The sequence below is a fragment of the Rhodospirillales bacterium genome (assembly GCA_016699855.1).
Classification (GTDB): Bacteria; Pseudomonadota; Alphaproteobacteria; order Reyranellales; family Reyranellaceae.
Genome location: CP064988.1, coordinates 3,704,281 through 3,723,023, shown reverse-complemented (window position 1 = coordinate 3,723,023; position 18,743 = coordinate 3,704,281). Strand labels below are relative to the sequence as shown.

Genomic DNA, 18,743 nt, shown 5'->3' with positions numbered 1-18,743 from the left:
GCGTCGCGCCGCGACGCGGAGGAGATTGCGATGGCCGACGAGGTCCTGTTCGAACGCCGCGGCGCCGGTCTGTGGGCGACGTTGAACCGTCCCGACGCGCTCAACGCCATCAGCCCCGGCGTGATCGCCGGCCTCGACCGCGCGCTCGACGCGGCCGAGCGCGATCCAGAGGTGCGCGCCGTCGTGATCACCGGCACGGGCCGCGCCTTCTGCGCCGGCGCGGATCTGAAATACCTGCGCAGCTCGACCGACGCCGACGCCACCGGCATCGGCGGCTTCATCGACGATTTCCTGGCGCTGCTGAACCGCATCGAGGGCTTCCGGCGGCCGGTGATCGCGGCCGTCAACGGGCTGGCGCTGGCCGGCGGGCTGGAGATCGTGCTGACCTGCGACCTCGTGGTGGCCGCGGCGTCGGCGAAGTTCGGCGACGCGCACGCCAATTTCGGCCTGCTGCCCGGCGGCGGCGGCTCGGTGCGGCTGCCGCGCAAGATCGGCCCGACCCGCGCCAAGCAGATGCTCTACACCGCCGAGTTCCTGCCGGCCGCGACCCTGGCGCAATGGGGACTGGTGAACGAGGTCGCGCCCGACGGCGGACTCGCCGCCGCGGCCGACGCGCTGGTCGCGAAGATGGCGGACAAGAGCCCGCTCGTGCTGGCGCGCATGAAGGCGCTGGTCGACGACGGGCTGGAGCAGCCGCGCGACGTGGCGCTGCGCAACGAGGCCGCGATGATCGCGCTGCACGCCCATTCGCACGACATGCGCGAGGGGCTGGCGGCGTTCGAGGCCAAGCGCAAGCCCGTGTTCACCGGCCGCTGACCGCGCGCCGCCGCCGGAGACGCCGATGGCGACTGGGCCCCGTCCGCTGCTGTTCACGCCGCTGGCGATCCGCGGCGTCGTCCTGCCGAACCGCGTCGTGATCTCGCCGATGGTGCAGTACGGCGCGGTCGACGGGCTGGCGAACGATTTCCACCTCGTGCATCTCGGCGCCTTCGCGCGCGGCCGCGCCGGCACCGTGTTCTGCGAGAACACCGCGGTCGAGCCGCGCGGCCGCGTCACCCACCACGATCTCGGGCTGTGGAACGACGCGCAGGTGGCGGCGTTCAAACCGGTCGTCGACTTCATCCACCGGCAGGGTTCGCTGGCCGCGATCCAGATCGCCCATGCCGGCCGCAAGGGCTCCGCGCAGCGCGCCATGGACGGCAACGGAGCGCTGGGCGACGCCGACGCCGCCAAGGGTTTCCCGCCGTGGGAGACGGCCGGGCCGACCACCGACCCCATGGGTCCGGGCTGGCCGGCGCCACGCATGCTCTCGACGGCGGAGATCGCCGGGCTGGTCGAGGCGTTCGCTACGACCGCCAAGCGCGCCGACCGGGCCGGCTTCGACGTCTGCGAGATCCACGGCGCGCACGGCTACCTGATCGCCAGTTTCCTGTCGCCGATCAGCAACACCCGCACCGACGCCTATGGCGGCGACCGCGCCGGCCGCATGCGTTTCGCGTTGGAGATCGCGCGGGCGGTGCGCGCGGCGTGGCCGGCCGGCAAGCCGCTGTTCTTCCGCGTCTCGGCGCTCGACGGCGCCGATGGCTGGGACCTCGACGACACCGTGGCGCTGGCCGGAGAGCTGAAGGCGCGCGGCGTCGACGTGGTCGACTGCTCGTCGGGCGGCATCACCGGCGCGGCGACGGCGGCGCCGATTCCGCGCGGGCCGGGCTTCCAGGTGCCGTTCGCGTCGGCGGTGCGCCGTCGCGCCGGCGTGGCGTCGATGGCGGTGGGGCTGATCCTCGACGGGCCGCAGGCCGAGGCGATCCTCCAGGCCGGCGACGCGGATCTGGTCGCCATCGGCCGCCAGGCGCTGCACGATCCGTTCTGGGCGCTGCACGCCGCGCAGGCGCTGGGCTGCGACCCTGAATTCGCGATGTGGCCGCCGGAGATCGGCTGGTGGCTGGAGAAGCGTTCGAAGACCCTGACCTTGCCCGCCGCCAAGGCGGCGGAATGACGACGGCCGGCGACGACGCCGCGGGGAGCGCGCCATGAAATTCAGCCTGTTCATGTACTGCACGATCGGCCGGCGGGCCGAGCTGGAGGCCGGCATGGCCGGCCAGAAGCCGGCGCTGTACCAGCGCATGCTCGCGGAGATCGCGGAGTACGCCCGCTTCGCCGACGAGTCCGGCTATTTCGGCTTCGGCCATCCCGAGCACCATCTCCAGCTCGAGGGCTTCGAGATCTCCAACGATCCGCGGCTGATGGCCATGTGGATCGGCCGCCACACCAAGCGGCTGCGCGTGATCACCTGCGGCTTCGTGTCGACCACGCACAACCCGCTGCGGGTGGCCGAGGACATCGCCACGATGGACCACATGCTCGGCGGCCGCTTCGGCGTCGGGCTGGTGCGCGGCTACCAGGCGCGGTGGGTCGAGAACTTCAAGATCCGCGACGACCTCAACGCGGTCGGTCCGTGGAACAAGGACTCGCCGGCCGACGCCGCCAACCGCGAGTATTTCGGCGAGTTCGTCGACGTGGTGGTCAAGGCGCTGCGCAGCGAGACGTTCAGCCACCGCGGCAAATACTGGAACTTCCCGCCCGAGGGGCTGGTCAATCCGCATCCGCACGGCGTCTACACCACCTACGGAAAAGGCGTCGGGGCCGACATGTCGATCAACGAGATCGGCATCGCGCCGCGTCCCTTGCAGACGCCGCATCCGCCGCTGTACGGCGGGTTCGCCGCCTCGCTGCGCACGGCGACGTTCTGGGCGCGCTACGGCGGGCGGCCGATCGTGCTGACCGACAACCTCGATTTCTTCTCGCATCTCTGCTCGGCCTACACGCAGGAGGCGGAGAAGCACGGCGTCTCCGTGCCGCACGGCCACCAGGCGGCGTGGGGCGGGTTGTTCATCTGCGCGCCGACCGACGCGCAGGCCCAGGAGTGGCTGAAGGACATGATGTGGTTCTGGGAGAACTGGGCGACGCCGTTCGGCCAGGGCGTGCCCGAGCTGCTGGTCGGCTCGCCCGACACCATCGCGCGACGTCTCGACGAGGTGTCCAAGCGCATCCCGCTCGACGAATGCGTCCTTCTGATCCCGCAGGGCATCCACGACCGCGACCACATCCTGCAGTCGCTGGAGCTGATGGCGACGAAGGTGATGCCGAAATTCGCGGACTGAGGAACGCCTGGGCGCCGTCCTAGTGGTGCCCGGCGTAGGGATCGGGAATCCCGTACCGCCGGTACCAATCCTTGACCTCGGCCCAGCTGCACGTCCGTGGTATGCCGTCGGGTCCGATGAGGAGGAAGCCCTCGGGATCGACCAGCTCGTCGGCGTCGGGCAGGCGGCCGGGCGAGGTGTTGACGTCCTTGGCGAAATCGTCGGCGACGCGCGGCTTGTCCTTGCTGAACAGACTTACGTCCAGCCGGTCCTGGTTGCCGTGCTGCTTGGCTTTGGCCTTGCCGTGGAACAGGTTGTTGATCCAGTCGATGAAGAACGGATCGTCGTTGTCGATCAGCGTTCCGCCCCACGCCGAGGCCTGGCGCCCGGCGGGCACGTTGTAGATGCCCATGTAGTCGACGTCGGAGTAGATCTTGCGCTTCTGCGGATCGAGCAGCGCGCCGCTGGCGTCGAAGGTGTAGCCCTTCTCCTGCAGCTCCTTGATGTTCTTGCGCATCTTCGCCACCGACTCGGGACCCTCGCGCCGGGCGATGTCGGCGAGGTCGGCCTCGGTCGGCATGACGACGAGGCCCTCGTTCGGCGGGCGCTTCGAGCTCTTGAGCTTCACGTCCATCGGCTTCGGCGCGTAGCCCGCCTTGCCCTCGTACTTCAGGGCGAGCTTGCCGCGTTTGCGCGCGACGACGATCTTCGGCGGCTCGGTGAATTTGCACCAGTGGCAGGCCCGCGCCAGATCCTCGGTGCTCCAGCCGGCCTTGGCCGCGACATGCGCGTATTTGCGCTTGATCGCCTCGCGGAACGCCGTCGCCGCGCGCGCGCGGGCGGCCCTCGCCTCGCGCACCGCCTTTTCGCGCAACCGCTCCGCCCGCTCCATCGCCGCGCGTGCCGCCTTGCGGGCGCGGGCAGCGCGCTCCTCGAGCACCTGCAGGATGTTCATGACCCGGCGCAGGCGGAGGTAGAGGTTCTTCAGCTTCAACGCCAGCCGCGTCGCCTTCGCCGTCTTGCCGACGAGATCGCCGAGATACGGCAGGACGGAGACGAGGCTGAGCGACGCGCCGACGTAGTCGGCGGCCGCGATCGCCATGCCCGCCCCGAGCAGGTCGCTGATCGGGGTAGGATCAACGATGCCGATGGCGTCGAGCGCGGCGTTCCGGTACTCGCGCTCGATCTCGGCGTGCAGATTCTCGAGCTCGGCGCGGACGAACGCCATGTCCTCGGGCTTGGCGACGATCTCCCACGTGCCGCGCAGCGCGCCGCCCTCGAGGCCGCGGCCGTAGTCGGAACCCCACGCCGCCACGCCGGAATACCCGAACGTCGCGGCCTTCGGATTGAAGCCGAACAGGCCGACGGCGATGTATGGGCTGTTGCCGGCCGACAGTCCGACCGACGTCGCGATCGTGCCGCCGATGCCCGGGCTGCGCTTCGCGCGGTCGTCGAACAGCAGGCAGGCGTCGCGCCCGGTGTCCCATTCCCAGAATCCGAGCTTGCCCTGGGTCCACGTCCTGCGGTCGTCGAGGCCGGCGTAGACGACCTTCCAGTCCTGCGCGTCCTTCTCAAGAACGACGTCGCCGCGCACGGCGCCGAAATCGACGTGGACCAGGAACTGCGACATACCGGCCATGACGGCGGCTCCATTTGTCACATCAGTGCGAATATCCTAGCGCCACATGTGGGTACCGTCCACGCTCCATTTCCCACCTACGCAAACGGCGGGACCCTTGGAGGTCCCGCCGTTGTCCGGTCCGGATCGACGCCGTCAGGCCGGCGTGAAGCAGGGCAGCGCCGGGCCGCCCTCGGTCGGCTTGAACACGACCTTCACGCTCTGGCCGATCTTCAGCTTGTCGAAATCGCAGTCGACGATGTTGGTCATCATCGTCGTGCCCTCGGCCAGCGTGACGTAGGCCAGCGCGTAGGGCACCGGCGCGCGGCGCATGACGCTGTAGGAGTAGATCACGCCCTTGCCCGACGCCGTCGTCCACTCCGTGCGGTCGCTGAAGCAGTGCGGGCAGAGCGTGCGCGGATAGTGGTGCGTCTTCCCGCACGCCGCGCATTTCTTCACCAGCAGCTTGCCCTCGCTGGCGGCGTTCCAGTACGCCTCGGTCTCCTGGCTGGCGACGGGCGCGGGGAGCTTGCGTTCCTTCTCGGCCATGGTCCCTACTCCCTCTCGAGGATGACGGTGGCGCTGCCGTGGCGGCTGCCGAGCGATCCGCCGGTGCCGTGCGCGAGCGCGAGATCGCAGTTCTTGACCTGCACCTTGGGATGCGCCTCGCCGCGCACCTGGCGCACCGCCTCCAGCACCTTGGTCAGGCCGCCGCGGTTTCCGGGGTGGTTGCTGCACAACCCGCCGCCGTCGGTGTTGAACGGCAGCTTGCCGACGCCCGAGATCAGGTTGCCGTCGGACACGAAGGCGCCGCCCTTGCCCTTCTCGCAGAAGCCGAGATCCTCGAGCTGCATCAGCACCGTGATGGTGAAGCTGTCGTAGATCGAGGCGTACTTGATGTCGCCGGGCTTCACGCCGGCCTCGGCGAACGACGCCGGCCCGGTCGCGCGCGCGCCGGAGTAGGTCAGATCGACGTCGCCGCCCATCTGGTTCTTGGTCGTCTCGGCGGCGCCGATCAGCTTGACCTTCGGCCGTTTGAGGCTTTTGGCGATCTCCGGCGCGACCACGAGGATCGCGCCGCCGCCGTCGGTGATGACGCAGCAATCCATGCGGTGCAGCGGGTCGGAGATGATCGGCGAGTTGACGACCTGCTCGACCGTCACGACGTCGCGCAGCAGGGCGTGCTCGTTGTGCTGCGCGTGGTGCGAGGCGGCGACCTTGATCCAGGCGAGCTGCTCGCTGGTGGTGCCGTACTCGTGCATGTGCCGCATCGCGGCCATGCCGTACATGTTCACCACTGTCGGGCCGTAGGGGAACTCGAACGGCTCGTCCGGCGTCGGCGTGCCGCCGCGGCTGCGCGGCACGGTGCCGGTCGCCATGCCCTCGGCGCGCGGCCGGCCGGCCAGCGTGATCAGCGCCACCTTGCACTTGCCCAGCGCGATCGCCTCGGCGGCGTGGCCGACATGGAGCACGTAGGACGAGCCGCCGACGTCGGTCGAGTCGATGTGCTTGAGCCGCTTCAGGCCCATGTAGTCGGCCATCGACATCGGCCCGAGACCCGGCGCGTCGCCCGCGCAGAAATAGGCGTCGACGTCGTCCTTCGACAGCCCCGCGTCCTCCAGCGCGCCCTTGGCGACCTCCGCGTGGATCATGGCCAGCGACTTGTCGGTCGCCAGCCGCGTGGGATGCTCGTAGATCCCCGCGATGTACGCCTTGCCCTTGATGCTCATGGCGCGGTCTTCTCCCTGTGTCGTTGGCGGGCGGCCGGTCAGGCCTTGTCGCGCGCGCCGGCGAGGCGCGTGCGGAATTCCTCCGGCACGTCGCGGCCGGCGTCGGTGTACGCCTTCTGGATCGCCGCCACGTTGGGCCCGAAGATCGTCCTGCGGTTCGACTTCGCCCACTCGCGCGAGTTGACGACGGTGTCGAGCGAGCCCTGGAAGCGCGGCATCACCCAGCGCGCGAACAGCTCGAAGCTGCGCATGGTCTGCTCGCGGTCGGCCCATTCGTGGGCGCGGAACATCACGCCGCCGATGCCGCCCTTGCTGGTCTCGATCAGCTTCTCGATTCCGCGCGCCACCGTGTCGGGCGAGCCGACCAGGGTCGTGCCCATCGCCACGCCCTCGCGCAGCGGATCGTCGGAGCGGCCCGGCGGGCGGCCCAGCGTGTCCTCGAAATAGGTCACGGTCTCGATGCGCTCGCCGGCGTGCACCTCGCGCAGCGCCAGCTCGTCGTCCTCGGCGGTGTGCATGTTGATGACAAGGCGCCAGTCCTTGCGGTCCATCGTGCGGCCGTGCTTCGCGGCCTCGGCCTCGGCGATCTTCCACTGGCCCGCCAGCGCGTCGGGCCCGCCGGGGATGCCGGCGCCGAGCGACAGCACGCCCAGCCCGTACTTGCCCGCGGCCTGCATGCCCGCCGGCGTCAGCGTGCTGGCGACCGCGATGTTGAAGCGCGGATGCGTGTAGGGCGCCAGATGCAGGCGCGCCTCGCGCATCTCGAACCAGTCCGTCTTCATCGTGACCGGCTCCTCGCAGCGCAGCAGCCGCGTGATCGCCTCCAGCGATTCGTCCATGCGGCGGCGCTGGTCGGACGGCTCGATGCCCAGCATGTAGGCGTCGGACACCAGCGCGCCCGGGCCGCATCCCAGCATGGCGCGGCCGCGCGTCATGTGGTCGAGCTGCACGAAGCGGTTCGCGACCATCAACGGGTGGTGGTACGGCAGGCTGGTCACGCCGGAGCCGAGGCGGATGTTCTTCGTGCGCTCGGCGACGGCGGCGATGATCAGCTCGGGCGAGGCGATCAGCTCCCAGCCGGCGGAGTGGTGCTCGCCCACCCAGGCCTCGTCATAGCCGAGATGGTCCAGCCACTGGATCAGCTCCATGTCGCGGCCGATCGCCAGGGTCGGGTTGTCGCCGACGCGGTGGAACGGCGCGAGGAAGATGCCGAAGATCAATCCCTTGTGGGCCATGTCGAATCCCCCGGCGGCCGTCGGCGCGCCAAATCGTCTCGCGAAGCGGCCGGGACGTTAGCCCGCCGCCGCCGGCTTTGGCCATAGACCGGCCCATGCGCCGGACCGCCGCCGGCCATGCGCTGGCGGTTCCGCCGTTCGCCTAACGAAAGCGGGCGGATCGCGGCGGGTCGCCGCCAAGCGGCGCTTCCACTATCTTGCCGGCGGCCCGGCGCGACCGGGCGCGCCATCGACGGAGGCGGCCATGCGCCTGAGCTTTACCACCGAGGAATTGCGGTTCCGCGACGAGGTCCGGACCTTCCTGCGCGAGAACCTGCCGCGCCAGCTCACCGAGAAGGTGCGCCGCAATCTCCAGCTCGAGCGCGAGGACTACCTGACGCTCCACCGCATCCTGTTCAAGCGCGGCTGGATCGCGCCGGCGTGGCCGGTCGAGCACGGCGGCACCGGCTGGAGCACGACGCAGCGCTACATCTTCCAGGAGGAGCTGGCCTACGCCGACACGCCCCGGATCATGCCGTTCGGCATCCAGATGGTCGGGCCGGTGATCTACACCTTCGGCACCGAGGCGCAGAAGGCGCGCTACCTGCCGCGAATCCTCTCGGGCGAGGATTGGTGGTGCCAGGGCTATTCCGAGCCGGGCTCGGGCTCGGACCTCGCGAGCCTGCGCACGCGCGCCGAGCGCCAGGGCGACCACTACCTCGTCAACGGCCAGAAGACCTGGACCAGCTTCGCGCACTGCGCCAACCTGATGTTCTGCCTGGCGCGCACCGATCCGGCGGCCAAGCCGCAGGACGGCATTTCGTTCCTGCTGATCGACATGCGCCAGCCCGGGGTCGAGGTCCAACCGATCCGTACGCTCGACGGCACCAGCGACGTGAACTCGGTGTTCCTGACCGACGCGCGCGTGCCGGTGGAGAACCTCGTCGGGGCCGAGAACAAGGGCTGGACCTGCGCCAAGTTCCTGCTCGGCCATGAGCGCGCCGGCATCGCCGCCATCGGCCGCTCCAAGAACCAGATCCGCCGCCTCAAGGAGATCGCGCGGCTGGAGACCACGGGCGAACGGCCGCTGATCGAGGAGCGCAGCTTCGCCGAGCGCATCGCGCAGGTCGAGCTGGAGCTGACCGCGGTCGAGCATTTCGAGCTCGAGGTGCTGGCGCGCGAGCGCGACGGCGGCGGCCACGGCGCCGACGCCTCGATCCTGAAGGTCAAGGGCGTCGACGTGCAGCAGGCGATCACCGAGCTGGTGTCGGAGGCGGTCGGCTACTACTCGGTGCCGTTCATCCAGAAGGCGATGGTCGAGGGCTGGAACGAGCCGCCGATCGGGCCGGAATACGCCGCCACCGCCGCGCCGACCTACCACAACTGGCGCAAGGCCTCGATCTACGGCGGCTCGACCGAGATCCAGAAGAACATCATGGCGAAGATGGTGCTGGGGTTGTGAGCGCGTGGGCAATGCGGATGCCGGCGCGCCCACGGACCGCTTAGGACCGACCCATCTACCGTCATCCCGAGCGCGGCGAGGGATCCAAGGGCGGCGCCTGGATCCCTCGCCGCGCCAGGGATGACAAAACGTGTCGGAATGACCGACGCGAATCGAGGGCAGCGGTGGCCCGCGCGATCCTAGTCACCGCCCCTTGAACACAGGCGTCCGCTTCTCGACGAAGGCGCGGGACGCCTCCTTGTGGTCCTCGGTCTCGCCGGTGCGGGTGTGGCCGAACGCCTCGGTGTCGAAGCACTCCCGCAGCGAGCCGTGCTCGGCGGCGTTGAAATTGCGCTTCATGTAGCGGTAGGCGACCTTGGGGCCGTTGGCGATGCGCTTGGCGACCGCCATCGTCTCCTCGCGCAGCTCGGCGTCGGCGTGCACGCGGTTGACGATGCCCAGCCGCAGCGCCTCGGCCGAGTCGATGCGGTCGGCGAGGAAGTAGAGCTCGCGCGCCTTGGCGGTGCCGACGAGATGGCTGAGGAAGTAGCTGCCGCCGAAATCGCCGGAGTAGCCAACGTTGGCGAACGCCGTCGACAGCCGCGCGCCCGACGCCATGAAGCGCATGTCGCAGGCCAGCGCCAGGCTGAGGCCGGCGCCGGCGGCCGGGCCGTTGATCATCGCGATGGTCGGCTTGGGCGATTCGTGCAGCAGGCGCGAGGTCTCCATGCGCCGTCGCAGGCTCTCGACCTTGGCCTCCAGCGTGGCGCCGCGCGGATCGGCCGACGCGTCGCCCGAGGTGCGCGTCGCCATCGCGCGCACGTCGCCGCCGGAACAGAAGCCACGGCCGGCGCCGGTCAGCACGATGCAGCCGACGGAATCGTCGTCGGCGCAGCGCGTCACGGTCTCGACCATCGCGCCCATCATCGACGGCGACAGCGCGTTGAGCACGTCGGGCCGGTTCATCGTCATGACGGCGACGCCGTCGGCGATCGAGACCTGGAGATGTTCCTCGCTCACGTCGTTCCCTCCTACGCCGGCCGCGCGGTCAGTCCGCGCGCATGCCGGCCGATTTGATGACCTCGGCCCATTTGGCGCGGTCCTTGACGATCGCCGCCTTCAGCTCCGCCGTCGGACCGGTCAGCGTCTCCATGCCGCTCTCGACGAAGCGCTTCTGCATATCCGGCTTGGCCACCGCCGCCGTCAGCGCCTTGTTCCAGAACGCGACCATCTCGGGCGACAGGCCGGCCGGGCCGAACACGCCGAACCAGTTCACCACCTCGTAGCCGGGCAGCGTCTTGGAGATGGTCGGCAGGTCGGGATAGAGCGGCGACGGGCGCGGCGCGCCGAACGCGACGGGGATCAGGTTCTTGCCCTGAAGCTGGCCCAGGAACTCCGGCATGTTGCCGAACATCATGTGGACGTTGCCCGCGACCATGTCCTGCACCGCCGGCGCGCCGCCGCGGTAGGGCACGTGCAGGATGTCGACGCCGGCCATCTTCTTGAACAGCTCGCCGGCGAGGTGCTGCGACGTGCCGTTGCCGGCCGAGGCGTAGCTCAGCTTGCCGGGGTTCTTCTTGGCGTAGTCGATGATCTCCGGCACCGTGCGCAGCGTGACGTGCTTGCCGACCACGAGCTGGTTGTAGACGCCCGCGATGTTGCAGATCGGCACGAGGTCCTTGTCGACGTCGATCGGCAGCTTCTGGCCGGGCATCACCGGCGAAACGCAGAACGCCGCCATAGCCGCCAGCAGCACCGTGTGGCCGTCGGGGGCCGCCTTCGCGACCGTCTCGTTGGCGATGAAGCCGCTGGCGCCGGTCTTGGTCTCGACGATCACCTTCTGGCCGACCAGCGAGGCCGAGGCGTCCGCCAGCAGCCGGCATAGCAGGTCGGCGGTGCCGCCCGGCGGGAAGCCGCAGAAGATGCGGGCGTCCTGCTTCAGCGTCTGCGCGGCGGCCGGCCCGGCGATGGCGGCGCCGAGCGTGGTTCCCATGAGCGTCCTGCGATCGAGCATCGTGTCCTCCCGAAACGGTGTGAAGCCCGTGTGCCCGGGCCTTCGGCGCGCAGATTGCGCCAAGCCGCGGCCGGCGTCGATAGCCGATCGGCCCGCCGGACGCTCAGCCCGCCGCGGGCGCGGCCGCCATCCCGAAGGTGATGCGGTTGCCGTCGGGATCCAGCACGTCGAAGTCGCGCATGCCGTAGTCGTAGGTCGCCGGCGGCTTGACGACGCGGGCGCCGCGGGCGGCGAGCCCGGCGTGCACGGCGTCGACGTCGCGCACGAAGACGCAGAGGCCGCCCTGGCCAGGCGACTGCCTCGTCCCCGCCGCCGACAGCAGATGCAGCTGCACCTCGTCGCGGCACAGGCAGACGTAGCGCAGCGGCGCGCCCCACTCGAACGTGATGTCGAAGCCGAGCGCGTCGCGGTAGTGGTCGCGGGCGGCGGCGATGTCGCGCACGACGAACACCGCCGCGGCGCCCGTGAGCATCGGCGGGTCCGCGGCCTTGTCCGTCATCGCCACCCTCCCCTGTCCGGTGTCACGCCGCGCGCGCGTGGCGGCGCACGAAGGCCTCGTCGACCGTGATCCCGAGGCCGGGCCGGTCGGGCACCTCGACCATGCCGTCGACCACCGGGAACGCCTCGCGCGCCAGTTCCTGCAGCATCGGATTGCTTCCCAGCGAGTACTCCAGGATGAAGCCGGCCGACGAGGTCGCGGCCAGCGCCAGCCCGGCGGCGAAGCCCGGCGCGCCCGACCACAGATGCGGCGCCAGCCGCAGGTTGAACGCCGACGCGATGCCGGAGATGCGCACGCCCTCGGTGATGCCGCCGGCGATGGCGAGGTCGGGCTGCAGGATGTCGGCGGCGCGCAGTTCCACGAGCTCGCGGAAATCGTGGCGCGTGAACTCGCTCTCGCCGGCGCTGATGGGCACCGACGAGGAACGCCGGACCTCGGCCATGCCGGCCTTGTCGTCGCCCGACACCGGCTCCTCGAACCACATCAGGTCGCAGTCCTCGACCATGCGGGCGAAGGCCTTGGCCTCGGCTACGGTGAAGGTGCCGTGCGCGTCGCAGGCCAGCCCGACATCCGGGCCGAGCGCGGCGCGCGCCGCCCGCACCCGCGCCGCCGACCGCGCCGGCGTGCCGTCCATCACGCCCACGCGCATCTTCACCGCGCCGAAGCCGCCCTTGGCGATGTAGCCCTTGAGCTGGGCGCCGATGTTGTCGGCGTCGGCCCAGCCGCCCGAGGCGTAGGCCGGCATGCGTTCGGCGCGGCGGCCGCCCAGCAGGCGCCACACCGGCGCGTCGAGCGACTTGCCGAGGATGTCCCACAGCGCGATGTCGACGCCGCCGATCGCCGACAGGGTGATGCCGCGGCGGCCCAGCTGCGGCATGCCGTGGCCGCGGGCGATGGCGTGGCCGTCGCGCGGCGCGTTGTACATGACGTCCCACAGCCGCGAGATGTCGCGCGGATCCTGCCCGACCAGCAGCGGCGCCAGATCGTGGTTCACGATGGCGGCGAGGCCCGCGCACGACGCCGCCGAGCCGACGCCGGCCTTGGCCTCGCCCCAGCCGACCAGCCCGCCATCGGTCTCGACCCGCACGATCACCGAGTCGAACGACGACACGAGCCCGAAATTGCTGACGTGCTGTCCGGCGGCGGGGATCGGCACGTGCACCCAGGTGCCGTCTACGCGCTTGATCCGCATGGCGTGGCCCTCCCGGCGCGCTCAGGCGACCTTGTATTTCGCCAGCACGGCGCGGTCGATCTCGATGCCGAGGCCGGGCCCGTCGGGCACCTTCACGACGCCGCCCCTCTGCTCGATCGGCACCGTCGCGAGATGGTCGCGCAGCGGATTGGGCGTCTGCTCGAACTCCAGCATCGGCGGCATCGGCCGGAACGCCGGCGGCTGGTCGGGCAGCGCGGCGAGGAACTGCACCGTTGCCGCCAGGCCGATCGCCGAGCCCCAGGCGTGGGGCACGCACTCGACCCCGAAGGCGGAGGCCAGGGCGGCGATCTTGCGGCACTCCGAGAAGCCGCCGGCGGCGCACAGGTCGGGCTGCACGATGTCCATCGCCTTGCGCGCGATCACGTCGCGGAAGCCCCAGCGCGTGAAGTCGTTCTCGCCGCCGGCCACCGCCATGTCGAGCGCCCGCGTCACCTCGACGTAGCCGTCGTGGTCCTCGGGGCTGATCGGCTCCTCGAACCACAGGATGTCGTGCTCCTCCAGCATGCGGCCGAGCTTGATCGCGTTGGGCACCGAGAAGCAGTGGTTGGCGTCGACCGCCAGCTTGACGTCGGGGCCGATCGCCCGGCGCACCGCGCCGACGCGGGCGGCGTCGAGCTTCAGGTCGCCCAGCCCGATCTTCATCTTGATGGCGCGGAATCCGTCGGCCTTGAACTCCAGCGCCTCCTCGACGGCCTCCTCGACGAGGCGGTCCATGTCGATGAAATAGAGCCCGGTGGCGTAGGGCACGACCTCGGTCCGGTAGGCGCCGCCGATCAGCTTGTGCACCGGTTTGCCGACGGCGCGGCCGCAGATGTCCCACAGCGCGATGTCGATGCCGGAGATCGCGGAGATCGTCATCCCCGTCGTGCCGTAGTCCTTGATCCGGTTGTAGAGGTCCTCCCAGATCGCCTCGGTGTCGAACGGGTCGCGGCCGACCACGCGGGCGCGGTACTGCGTCTCGATCACCGCCTTGGCGACGGCGGCGGGCCCGTAGCACTCGCCCCAGCCGGTGACGCCCTCGTCGGTCGAGATCTCGACCACGCACGAGGCGCGGGTGCCGTAGACCCAGCCGCGCGCCGACACGAAGGGCTTCTCGACCTTGCTCTGGAGGATGTGGCAGGTGACGTCGGTTATCTTCATCGTCGCGCCGCCTCCCGCGCGGCCGCCGACCTTCGCACGCCGCGCGAAACGCCGGCAAGCCGGCGGCGCCGCCATGCGTCGGCGGCGTGCCGCCACGCGCGGCGGCGCCTTGCGGCGGTTCGCTCCGCCGCACTAGCCTCGCGCCAAAGGAAGCGGACGAACGGGAGGAACACGATGACAGGCCAAATCGCGCGACGCGGCGTCCTCGGCGGCGCGATGGCGCTGGCGGCCACCGGCGCGGCCCGCGCACAGGCGTGGCCGGCCAAGCCGGTGAAGATCGTCTGCGGCTATCCGCCGGGCGGCTCGACCGACGCCTTCGCGCGCGCCTACGGCGAATACTGCGCCGAGAAGCTGGGCCAGCCCTTCACGGTCGAGAACAAGACCGGCGCCGCCTCGATCCTCGCCTGCGAGTTCGTCGCCAAGTCGGCGCCGGACGGATACACGCTGCTGTTCACCAACTCCACGGCGCTGTTCCAGAACCAGGTGACGTTCAAGTCGCTGCCCTACGACACGGCGCGCGACTTCGCGCCCGTGGCGATGATGCCGGCCGGCCATCTGCCGCTCTACATCCACGCCGACATCCCGGCGAAGAACCTCCAGGAGTTCGTCGCCTGGGCCAAGGGCCGCAAGGTCAGCTACGGCACCTACGCCGCGGGTTCGCTGGCCCACGTCGTGTGCGTGAAGCTCAACGAGGTCTACGGTCTCAACATGGAGCCGGTCCACTACCGCGGCGAGGGCGCGATGTGGCCCGATCTGTGGGCCGGCCAGATCCAGGCCGGCATGGGCACTTTCCAGGCGGCCTCGGCCGGCTGGCGCCAGGGCAAGATCCGGCCGATCGCCGTGCCGACGATGAAGCGCATGGCGTCGAAGCTGCCGGACGTCGGCACGTTCCACGAGCAGGGCGCCACCCACCCCTACTTCCTGCTGGAGGGCGTGGTCGGCTGCCTGCTGCCGGCGGCGACGCCGCGTCCCATCGTCGAGCGGCTGTCGGCGCTGATGGTCGAGGCCGGAGCCACGCCGCGCATCCGCCAGCTCAACGACCAGTTCGGCGTCGAGGAGCCGGCCAAGGACTGGCGCGAGTTCGAGAAATTCTCGCGCGAGATGGGACCGCTGCTGATCCAGTCCGTGCGCGAGCTCGGCCTCACGCCGCAATAGCGCCGCCACCGGGAGCCCCGCCATGAAGATCACCGACGTCACGCTGACGCTGTTCGCGTGGGACGACATCCCCGCGACGACCTACGGCGCCCACACGGGCCGCTTCTCCGGCAGGAGCGATCTCGGGCTGTTGAGGATCCTCACCGACGCCGGCGTCGAGGGCCACGCCTTCCTCGGCTCGGCGATGAACCCCGGCAGCGTCGACGCCAAGGGCCTGATCACGCACCTCAAGCCGGTGCTGATGGGCCGCGATCCGCTGGAGCGCGAGCGGCTCAACCAGGACATCTGGCGGCGCCAGCGCTCGGCCGGCGTGCGCAACATCGGCGCCGTCGACGTGGCGCTGTGGGACCTCGCCGGCAAGGTCTACGGCCAGCCGATCCACCGGCTGCTCGGCACCTACCGCACCCGCTTCCCGGCCTACGCCAGCTCGGCCGTGCTGCCCTCGCCCGAGGCCTACGCCGAGGAGGCGGTGCGGTTCCGCGACGCCGGCTGGGCCGCCTACAAGATCCATCCGCCGACGCGCTGGCGCGAGGACATCAAGGTCTGCGAGGCCGTGCGCAACGCCGTCGGCGACGACTACACCATCATGCTCGACTCGACCTGGAGCTACGACTTCCCGGCCGCCGTCCGCGTCGGCAAGGCCGCCGAGGCGCTGGGCTTCTACTGGTACGAGGATCCGCTCGCCGACCAGGACATCTACAACTACGTCAAGCTCAAGCAGAAGCTGTCGATCCCGGTGATGGCGACGGAGTATCCCGTCACGGGCTACGACGGCTACGCGCCGTGGATCATGCTGCAGGCGACCGACTTCCTGCGCGGCGACGTGGCGGTGAAGGGCGGCATCACCACCCTGGTGAAGACCGCGCATCTCGCCGAGGCCTTCCGCATGAACTACGAGCTCCACCACGGCGGCAACTCGCTCAACAACGTCGCCAACCTGCACGTCATCGCCTCGATCCGGAACACCGAGTTCTTCGAGGTGCTGCTGCCCGACGGGGCGCAGAAATACGGACTGGCGAAGGATATCGTCGTCGGCCGCGACGGCATGGTCGAGGTCCCCGACGGACCCGGCCTGGGCGCCGAGATCGATTTCGCCCTGATCGAGCGCAAGAAGGTCGCGGTCCTGTCGTGACGCCGCGCGCCGCTCCGCGGGTGGCGGCGTGAGCCTGCCGGCGTCGATGGCCGGCGGGGCCGCCGCCGTGCGCAGCCGCGCCGTCGCTCGGTTCGACGGCATGAGCCCGGTGGCGCGCGCGATCTTTTGGATGATCGCCAGCGGCGTGCTGTTCGCGTTCCTCAACACCATCCAGAAATTCCTGACCCACCGCCGGCATCCGCCGGAGGTGGTCTGCCTGCGCTACCTCGTCGGCTCCTGCATCCTGCTGCCGCTGGCGATCCGCGCCGGCTGGGAGGCCTACCGGCCGAGGCGGCCGGGTCTGCACGCGCTGCGCGGCGTGTTCCACACCGGCGGCTCGCTGATCTGGTTCACGGTGCTGCCGCACGTCACGCTGGCCGAGACCTCGGCGATCGGCTTCACCGGCCCGATCTTCATGATGATCGGCGCCGCGCTGTTCCTCGGCGAGCGCATGTACCTGGCGCGCTGGGCGGCCACGCTGGGCGCGTTCGGCGGCGTGCTGATCGTGCTGTGGCCGGGCCTGCGGCACAGCGATCTCGGGAACACCTACGCGTTCTGGCTGCTGCTGAGCTCGCCGCTCATGGCGGTGTCGTTCCTCGTCTCGAAAGCGCTCACGAAGTACGAGCGGCCGGACGCCATCGTCTTCTGGCTGGGCATCATGCTGGGCGTGTTCACGATCCCCTTCGCGATCTGGAGCGTCGACTGGTCGGCCGCCGGCCCGGTATTCGCCGTCGTATGGCGATGGCCGACGCCGGTCGAATGGGGCCTGCTGGCGACCTGCGGCGTCATCGGCTCGACGGCGCACTACTGCCTGACGCGCTGCTACCACATCGCCGATGTCGGCGCCGTGCAGTCCGTGCGCTTCCTCGACCTGCTGTGGGCGTCGCTGCTCGGCTTCGTCGTGTTCTCGAACGTGCCGACGGTGTGGACGTTGACCGGCGGCAGCGTGATCTGCGCGGCGACGATCTGGATCGCGCGCCGCGAATCGCGCCGGCGTCCGGCGCCGGCTTCCTGAGACGAAGGAGAGAGACGATGGCCCGCCTGCCCTATCTCACGAAGGACGACCTCAAGGCCGAGGACAAGGAGCTACTGGCGCGCGACATCGCGCTCTACCGCATCCTCTCGCACAGCCCCGACGCGGCCCGCGCCTTCGGCACGCTGGGCAAGTTCATCCGCTTCGGCAGCAAGCTCGACGGCCGGCTGCGCGAGCTGGCGATCCTGCAGGTCGGCTACCTCGCGCGCTCGCCCTACGAGTATTCGCACCACATCAAGATCGGCTACGATTTCGGCGTCACCGATTCCGACATCCAGGCGATGATCGACGAGACCGAGGGCCGGCCGACCAGCCTGCCGGCGCTCGACAAGGCGGTGCTTCGCGCCGCGCGGGAGATGACCACCGGCCTGGCGATGAGCGACGCGACCTTCGCCGAGCTCAAGGCGGCGCTGCCCAACGACCTGCTGCTCGATCTCACCATCGCCATCGCTTTCTACAACGGCGTCGTGCGGGTGCTGGCGACGATGCGGGTCGACGTCGAGCCCGAGTACATGAAATATCTGGAGAAGTTTCCGCTGCCGAAGGATTGAGCGCCACCGCGCGCGAGGGAGGAAGACATGCGGCTCAAGGGCAAGATCGCCGTCGTCATCGGCGCCGGGCAGAGCCCCGGCTCCGGCATCGGCAACGGGCGCGCCACGGTGCTGCGCTTCGCGCAGGAGGGCGCCGCCACGCTGGCGGTCGACCGCGACCTGGCGTCGGCCGAGGAGACCGCCGGGCTGGCGCGCAAGGAGGGCGGCGACTGCGTCGCCTTCGAGGCCGACGTCACGCGCGAGGCGACGCTGAAGGCCGCGATCGACGAGGCGGTGCGCCGCTGGGGCCGGATCGACATCCTGCACTACAACGTCGGCGTCTCGATCGCCGGCGGCGACGCCGGGCCGCTGGAGATCACCGAGGAGGCGTTCGACCGCGTCAACGCCATCAACCTGCGCGGCGCGGTGATGGCCTGCAAGCACGCGCTGCCGATCATGCGCGCGCAGAAATCGGGCGTGATCATCCAGATCTCGTCGGTCGCGTCGGGATCGAACTATCCCTACGTCGCCTACAAGGCGTCGAAGGCCGCGATGATCGCCTACACCGAGCAGCTGGCCATCCAGAACGCCGAGTTCGGCGTGCGCGCCAACTGCATCCTGCCCGGCTTGATGGACACGCCGATGGCGGTCGACACGCGCGCCCGCAAGACCAACCGCAGCCGCGCCGAGGTCGCCGCCGAACGCGATTCGCGCGTGCCGCTGCGCGCCAAGATGGGCACCGGCTGGGACGTCGCCAACGCCGCGCTGTTCCTCGCCTCCGACGAGGCCAATTTCATCACCGGCGTGGCGCTCGCCGTCGACGGCGGCGCGCTGCTCAACCTCGTCCGGGAGTGACGCCGCGCGCGGCCTGATCCGGCGCGCGA

General features: G+C 70.3%; 18 protein-coding genes. 9 read left to right on the top strand and 9 right to left on the bottom strand.

Annotated elements, in window-relative coordinates; all coding sequences use genetic code 11:
* The first annotated feature begins 30 nt into the window (after positions 1-30).
* The 3 genes from IPK81_17550 to IPK81_17540 are packed head-to-tail and all read left to right on the top strand — an operon-like array spanning position 31 to position 3,161.
* A complete protein-coding gene (locus tag IPK81_17550) occupies positions 31-816 on the top strand; it encodes an enoyl-CoA hydratase/isomerase family protein (GenBank protein ID QQS11372.1) in 786 nt (261 codons plus the stop codon).
* 25 nt (positions 817-841) lie between these two features.
* On the top strand, positions 842-1,996 hold the full coding sequence (locus IPK81_17545; protein QQS11371.1) for an NADH:flavin oxidoreductase/NADH oxidase: 1,155 nt from the start codon (positions 842-844) through the stop codon (positions 1,994-1,996).
* A gap of 34 nt (positions 1,997-2,030) precedes the next feature.
* A complete protein-coding gene (locus IPK81_17540) occupies positions 2,031-3,161 on the top strand; it encodes an LLM class flavin-dependent oxidoreductase (GenBank protein QQS11370.1) in 1,131 nt (376 codons plus the stop codon).
* Positions 3,162-3,180: 19 nt separating this feature from the next.
* Here the strand turns inward: IPK81_17540 and IPK81_17535 are convergent, their stop codons facing one another.
* From IPK81_17535 to IPK81_17520, 4 genes are all read right to left on the bottom strand, one after another.
* Positions 3,181-4,779 carry a hypothetical protein gene (locus tag IPK81_17535; protein QQS11369.1) on the bottom strand — a complete coding sequence of 533 codons (1,599 nt, stop codon included), beginning with the start codon at positions 4,777-4,779 and terminating at the stop codon, positions 3,181-3,183.
* Positions 4,780-4,914: 135 nt separating this feature from the next.
* Positions 4,915-5,307: a Zn-ribbon domain-containing OB-fold protein gene (locus IPK81_17530; protein ID QQS11368.1), complete on the bottom strand. Its 393-nt coding sequence runs from the start codon at positions 5,305-5,307 to the stop codon at positions 4,915-4,917.
* Between the two features lie 5 nt (positions 5,308-5,312).
* Positions 5,313-6,488 carry a thiolase domain-containing protein gene (locus IPK81_17525; GenBank protein ID QQS11367.1) on the bottom strand — a complete coding sequence of 392 codons (1,176 nt, stop codon included), beginning with the start codon at positions 6,486-6,488 and terminating at the stop codon, positions 5,313-5,315.
* A 38-nt stretch (positions 6,489-6,526) separates the two neighbouring features.
* Positions 6,527-7,723, bottom strand: coding sequence for an LLM class flavin-dependent oxidoreductase (locus IPK81_17520; protein ID QQS11366.1), 1,197 nt, complete (start codon positions 7,721-7,723; stop codon positions 6,527-6,529).
* A gap of 244 nt (positions 7,724-7,967) precedes the next feature.
* On the opposite strand from IPK81_17520, the gene IPK81_17515 reads away from it, so the two are divergent.
* A complete protein-coding gene (locus IPK81_17515; protein QQS11365.1) occupies positions 7,968-9,164 on the top strand; it encodes an acyl-CoA dehydrogenase family protein in 1,197 nt (398 codons plus the stop codon).
* Between the two features lie 183 nt (positions 9,165-9,347).
* Here the strand turns inward: IPK81_17515 and IPK81_17510 are convergent, their stop codons facing one another.
* The 5 genes from IPK81_17510 to IPK81_17490 all read right to left on the bottom strand — a co-directional run bounded on the left by IPK81_17510 (position 9,348) and on the right by IPK81_17490 (position 14,009).
* Positions 9,348-10,163, bottom strand: a complete 816-nt coding sequence (locus IPK81_17510; protein QQS11364.1) for an enoyl-CoA hydratase — start codon at positions 10,161-10,163, stop codon at positions 9,348-9,350.
* A 28-nt stretch (positions 10,164-10,191) separates the two neighbouring features.
* On the bottom strand, positions 10,192-11,157 hold the full coding sequence (locus tag IPK81_17505; protein ID QQS11363.1) for a tripartite tricarboxylate transporter substrate binding protein: 966 nt from the start codon (positions 11,155-11,157) through the stop codon (positions 10,192-10,194).
* Between the two features lie 103 nt (positions 11,158-11,260).
* Positions 11,261-11,656, bottom strand: a complete 396-nt coding sequence (locus IPK81_17500) for a VOC family protein (GenBank protein ID QQS11362.1) — start codon at positions 11,654-11,656, stop codon at positions 11,261-11,263.
* A 22-nt stretch (positions 11,657-11,678) separates the two neighbouring features.
* The gene (locus IPK81_17495) at positions 11,679-12,848 is read right to left on the bottom strand and encodes a mandelate racemase/muconate lactonizing enzyme family protein (protein ID QQS11361.1); all 1,170 of its coding nucleotides are present in this window, start codon (positions 12,846-12,848) and stop codon (positions 11,679-11,681) included.
* A 21-nt stretch (positions 12,849-12,869) separates the two neighbouring features.
* The gene (locus tag IPK81_17490; GenBank protein ID QQS11360.1) at positions 12,870-14,009 is read right to left on the bottom strand and encodes a mandelate racemase/muconate lactonizing enzyme family protein; all 1,140 of its coding nucleotides are present in this window, start codon (positions 14,007-14,009) and stop codon (positions 12,870-12,872) included.
* A 174-nt stretch (positions 14,010-14,183) separates the two neighbouring features.
* Here IPK81_17490 and IPK81_17485 point away from each other — a divergent pair, with 174 nt between their 5' ends.
* The 5 genes from IPK81_17485 (at position 14,184) to IPK81_17465 (ending at position 18,714) form a co-directional block, all read left to right on the top strand.
* On the top strand, positions 14,184-15,164 hold the full coding sequence (locus IPK81_17485; protein QQS11359.1) for a tripartite tricarboxylate transporter substrate binding protein: 981 nt from the start codon (positions 14,184-14,186) through the stop codon (positions 15,162-15,164).
* Positions 15,165-15,186: 22 nt separating this feature from the next.
* Positions 15,187-16,296, top strand: coding sequence for a mandelate racemase (locus tag IPK81_17480; protein ID QQS11358.1), 1,110 nt, complete (start codon positions 15,187-15,189; stop codon positions 16,294-16,296).
* A 130-nt stretch (positions 16,297-16,426) separates the two neighbouring features.
* Positions 16,427-17,311, top strand: coding sequence for a DMT family transporter (locus IPK81_17475; protein ID QQS15160.1), 885 nt, complete (start codon positions 16,427-16,429; stop codon positions 17,309-17,311).
* Between the two features lie 17 nt (positions 17,312-17,328).
* Positions 17,329-17,880 (top strand): carboxymuconolactone decarboxylase family protein, encoded by a 552-nt coding sequence (locus tag IPK81_17470; protein QQS11357.1) that lies wholly within the window; start codon positions 17,329-17,331, stop codon positions 17,878-17,880.
* Positions 17,881-17,907: 27 nt separating this feature from the next.
* Positions 17,908-18,714, top strand: a complete 807-nt coding sequence (locus IPK81_17465; protein ID QQS11356.1) for an SDR family oxidoreductase — start codon at positions 17,908-17,910, stop codon at positions 18,712-18,714.
* Positions 18,715-18,743: the final 29 nt, after the last annotated feature.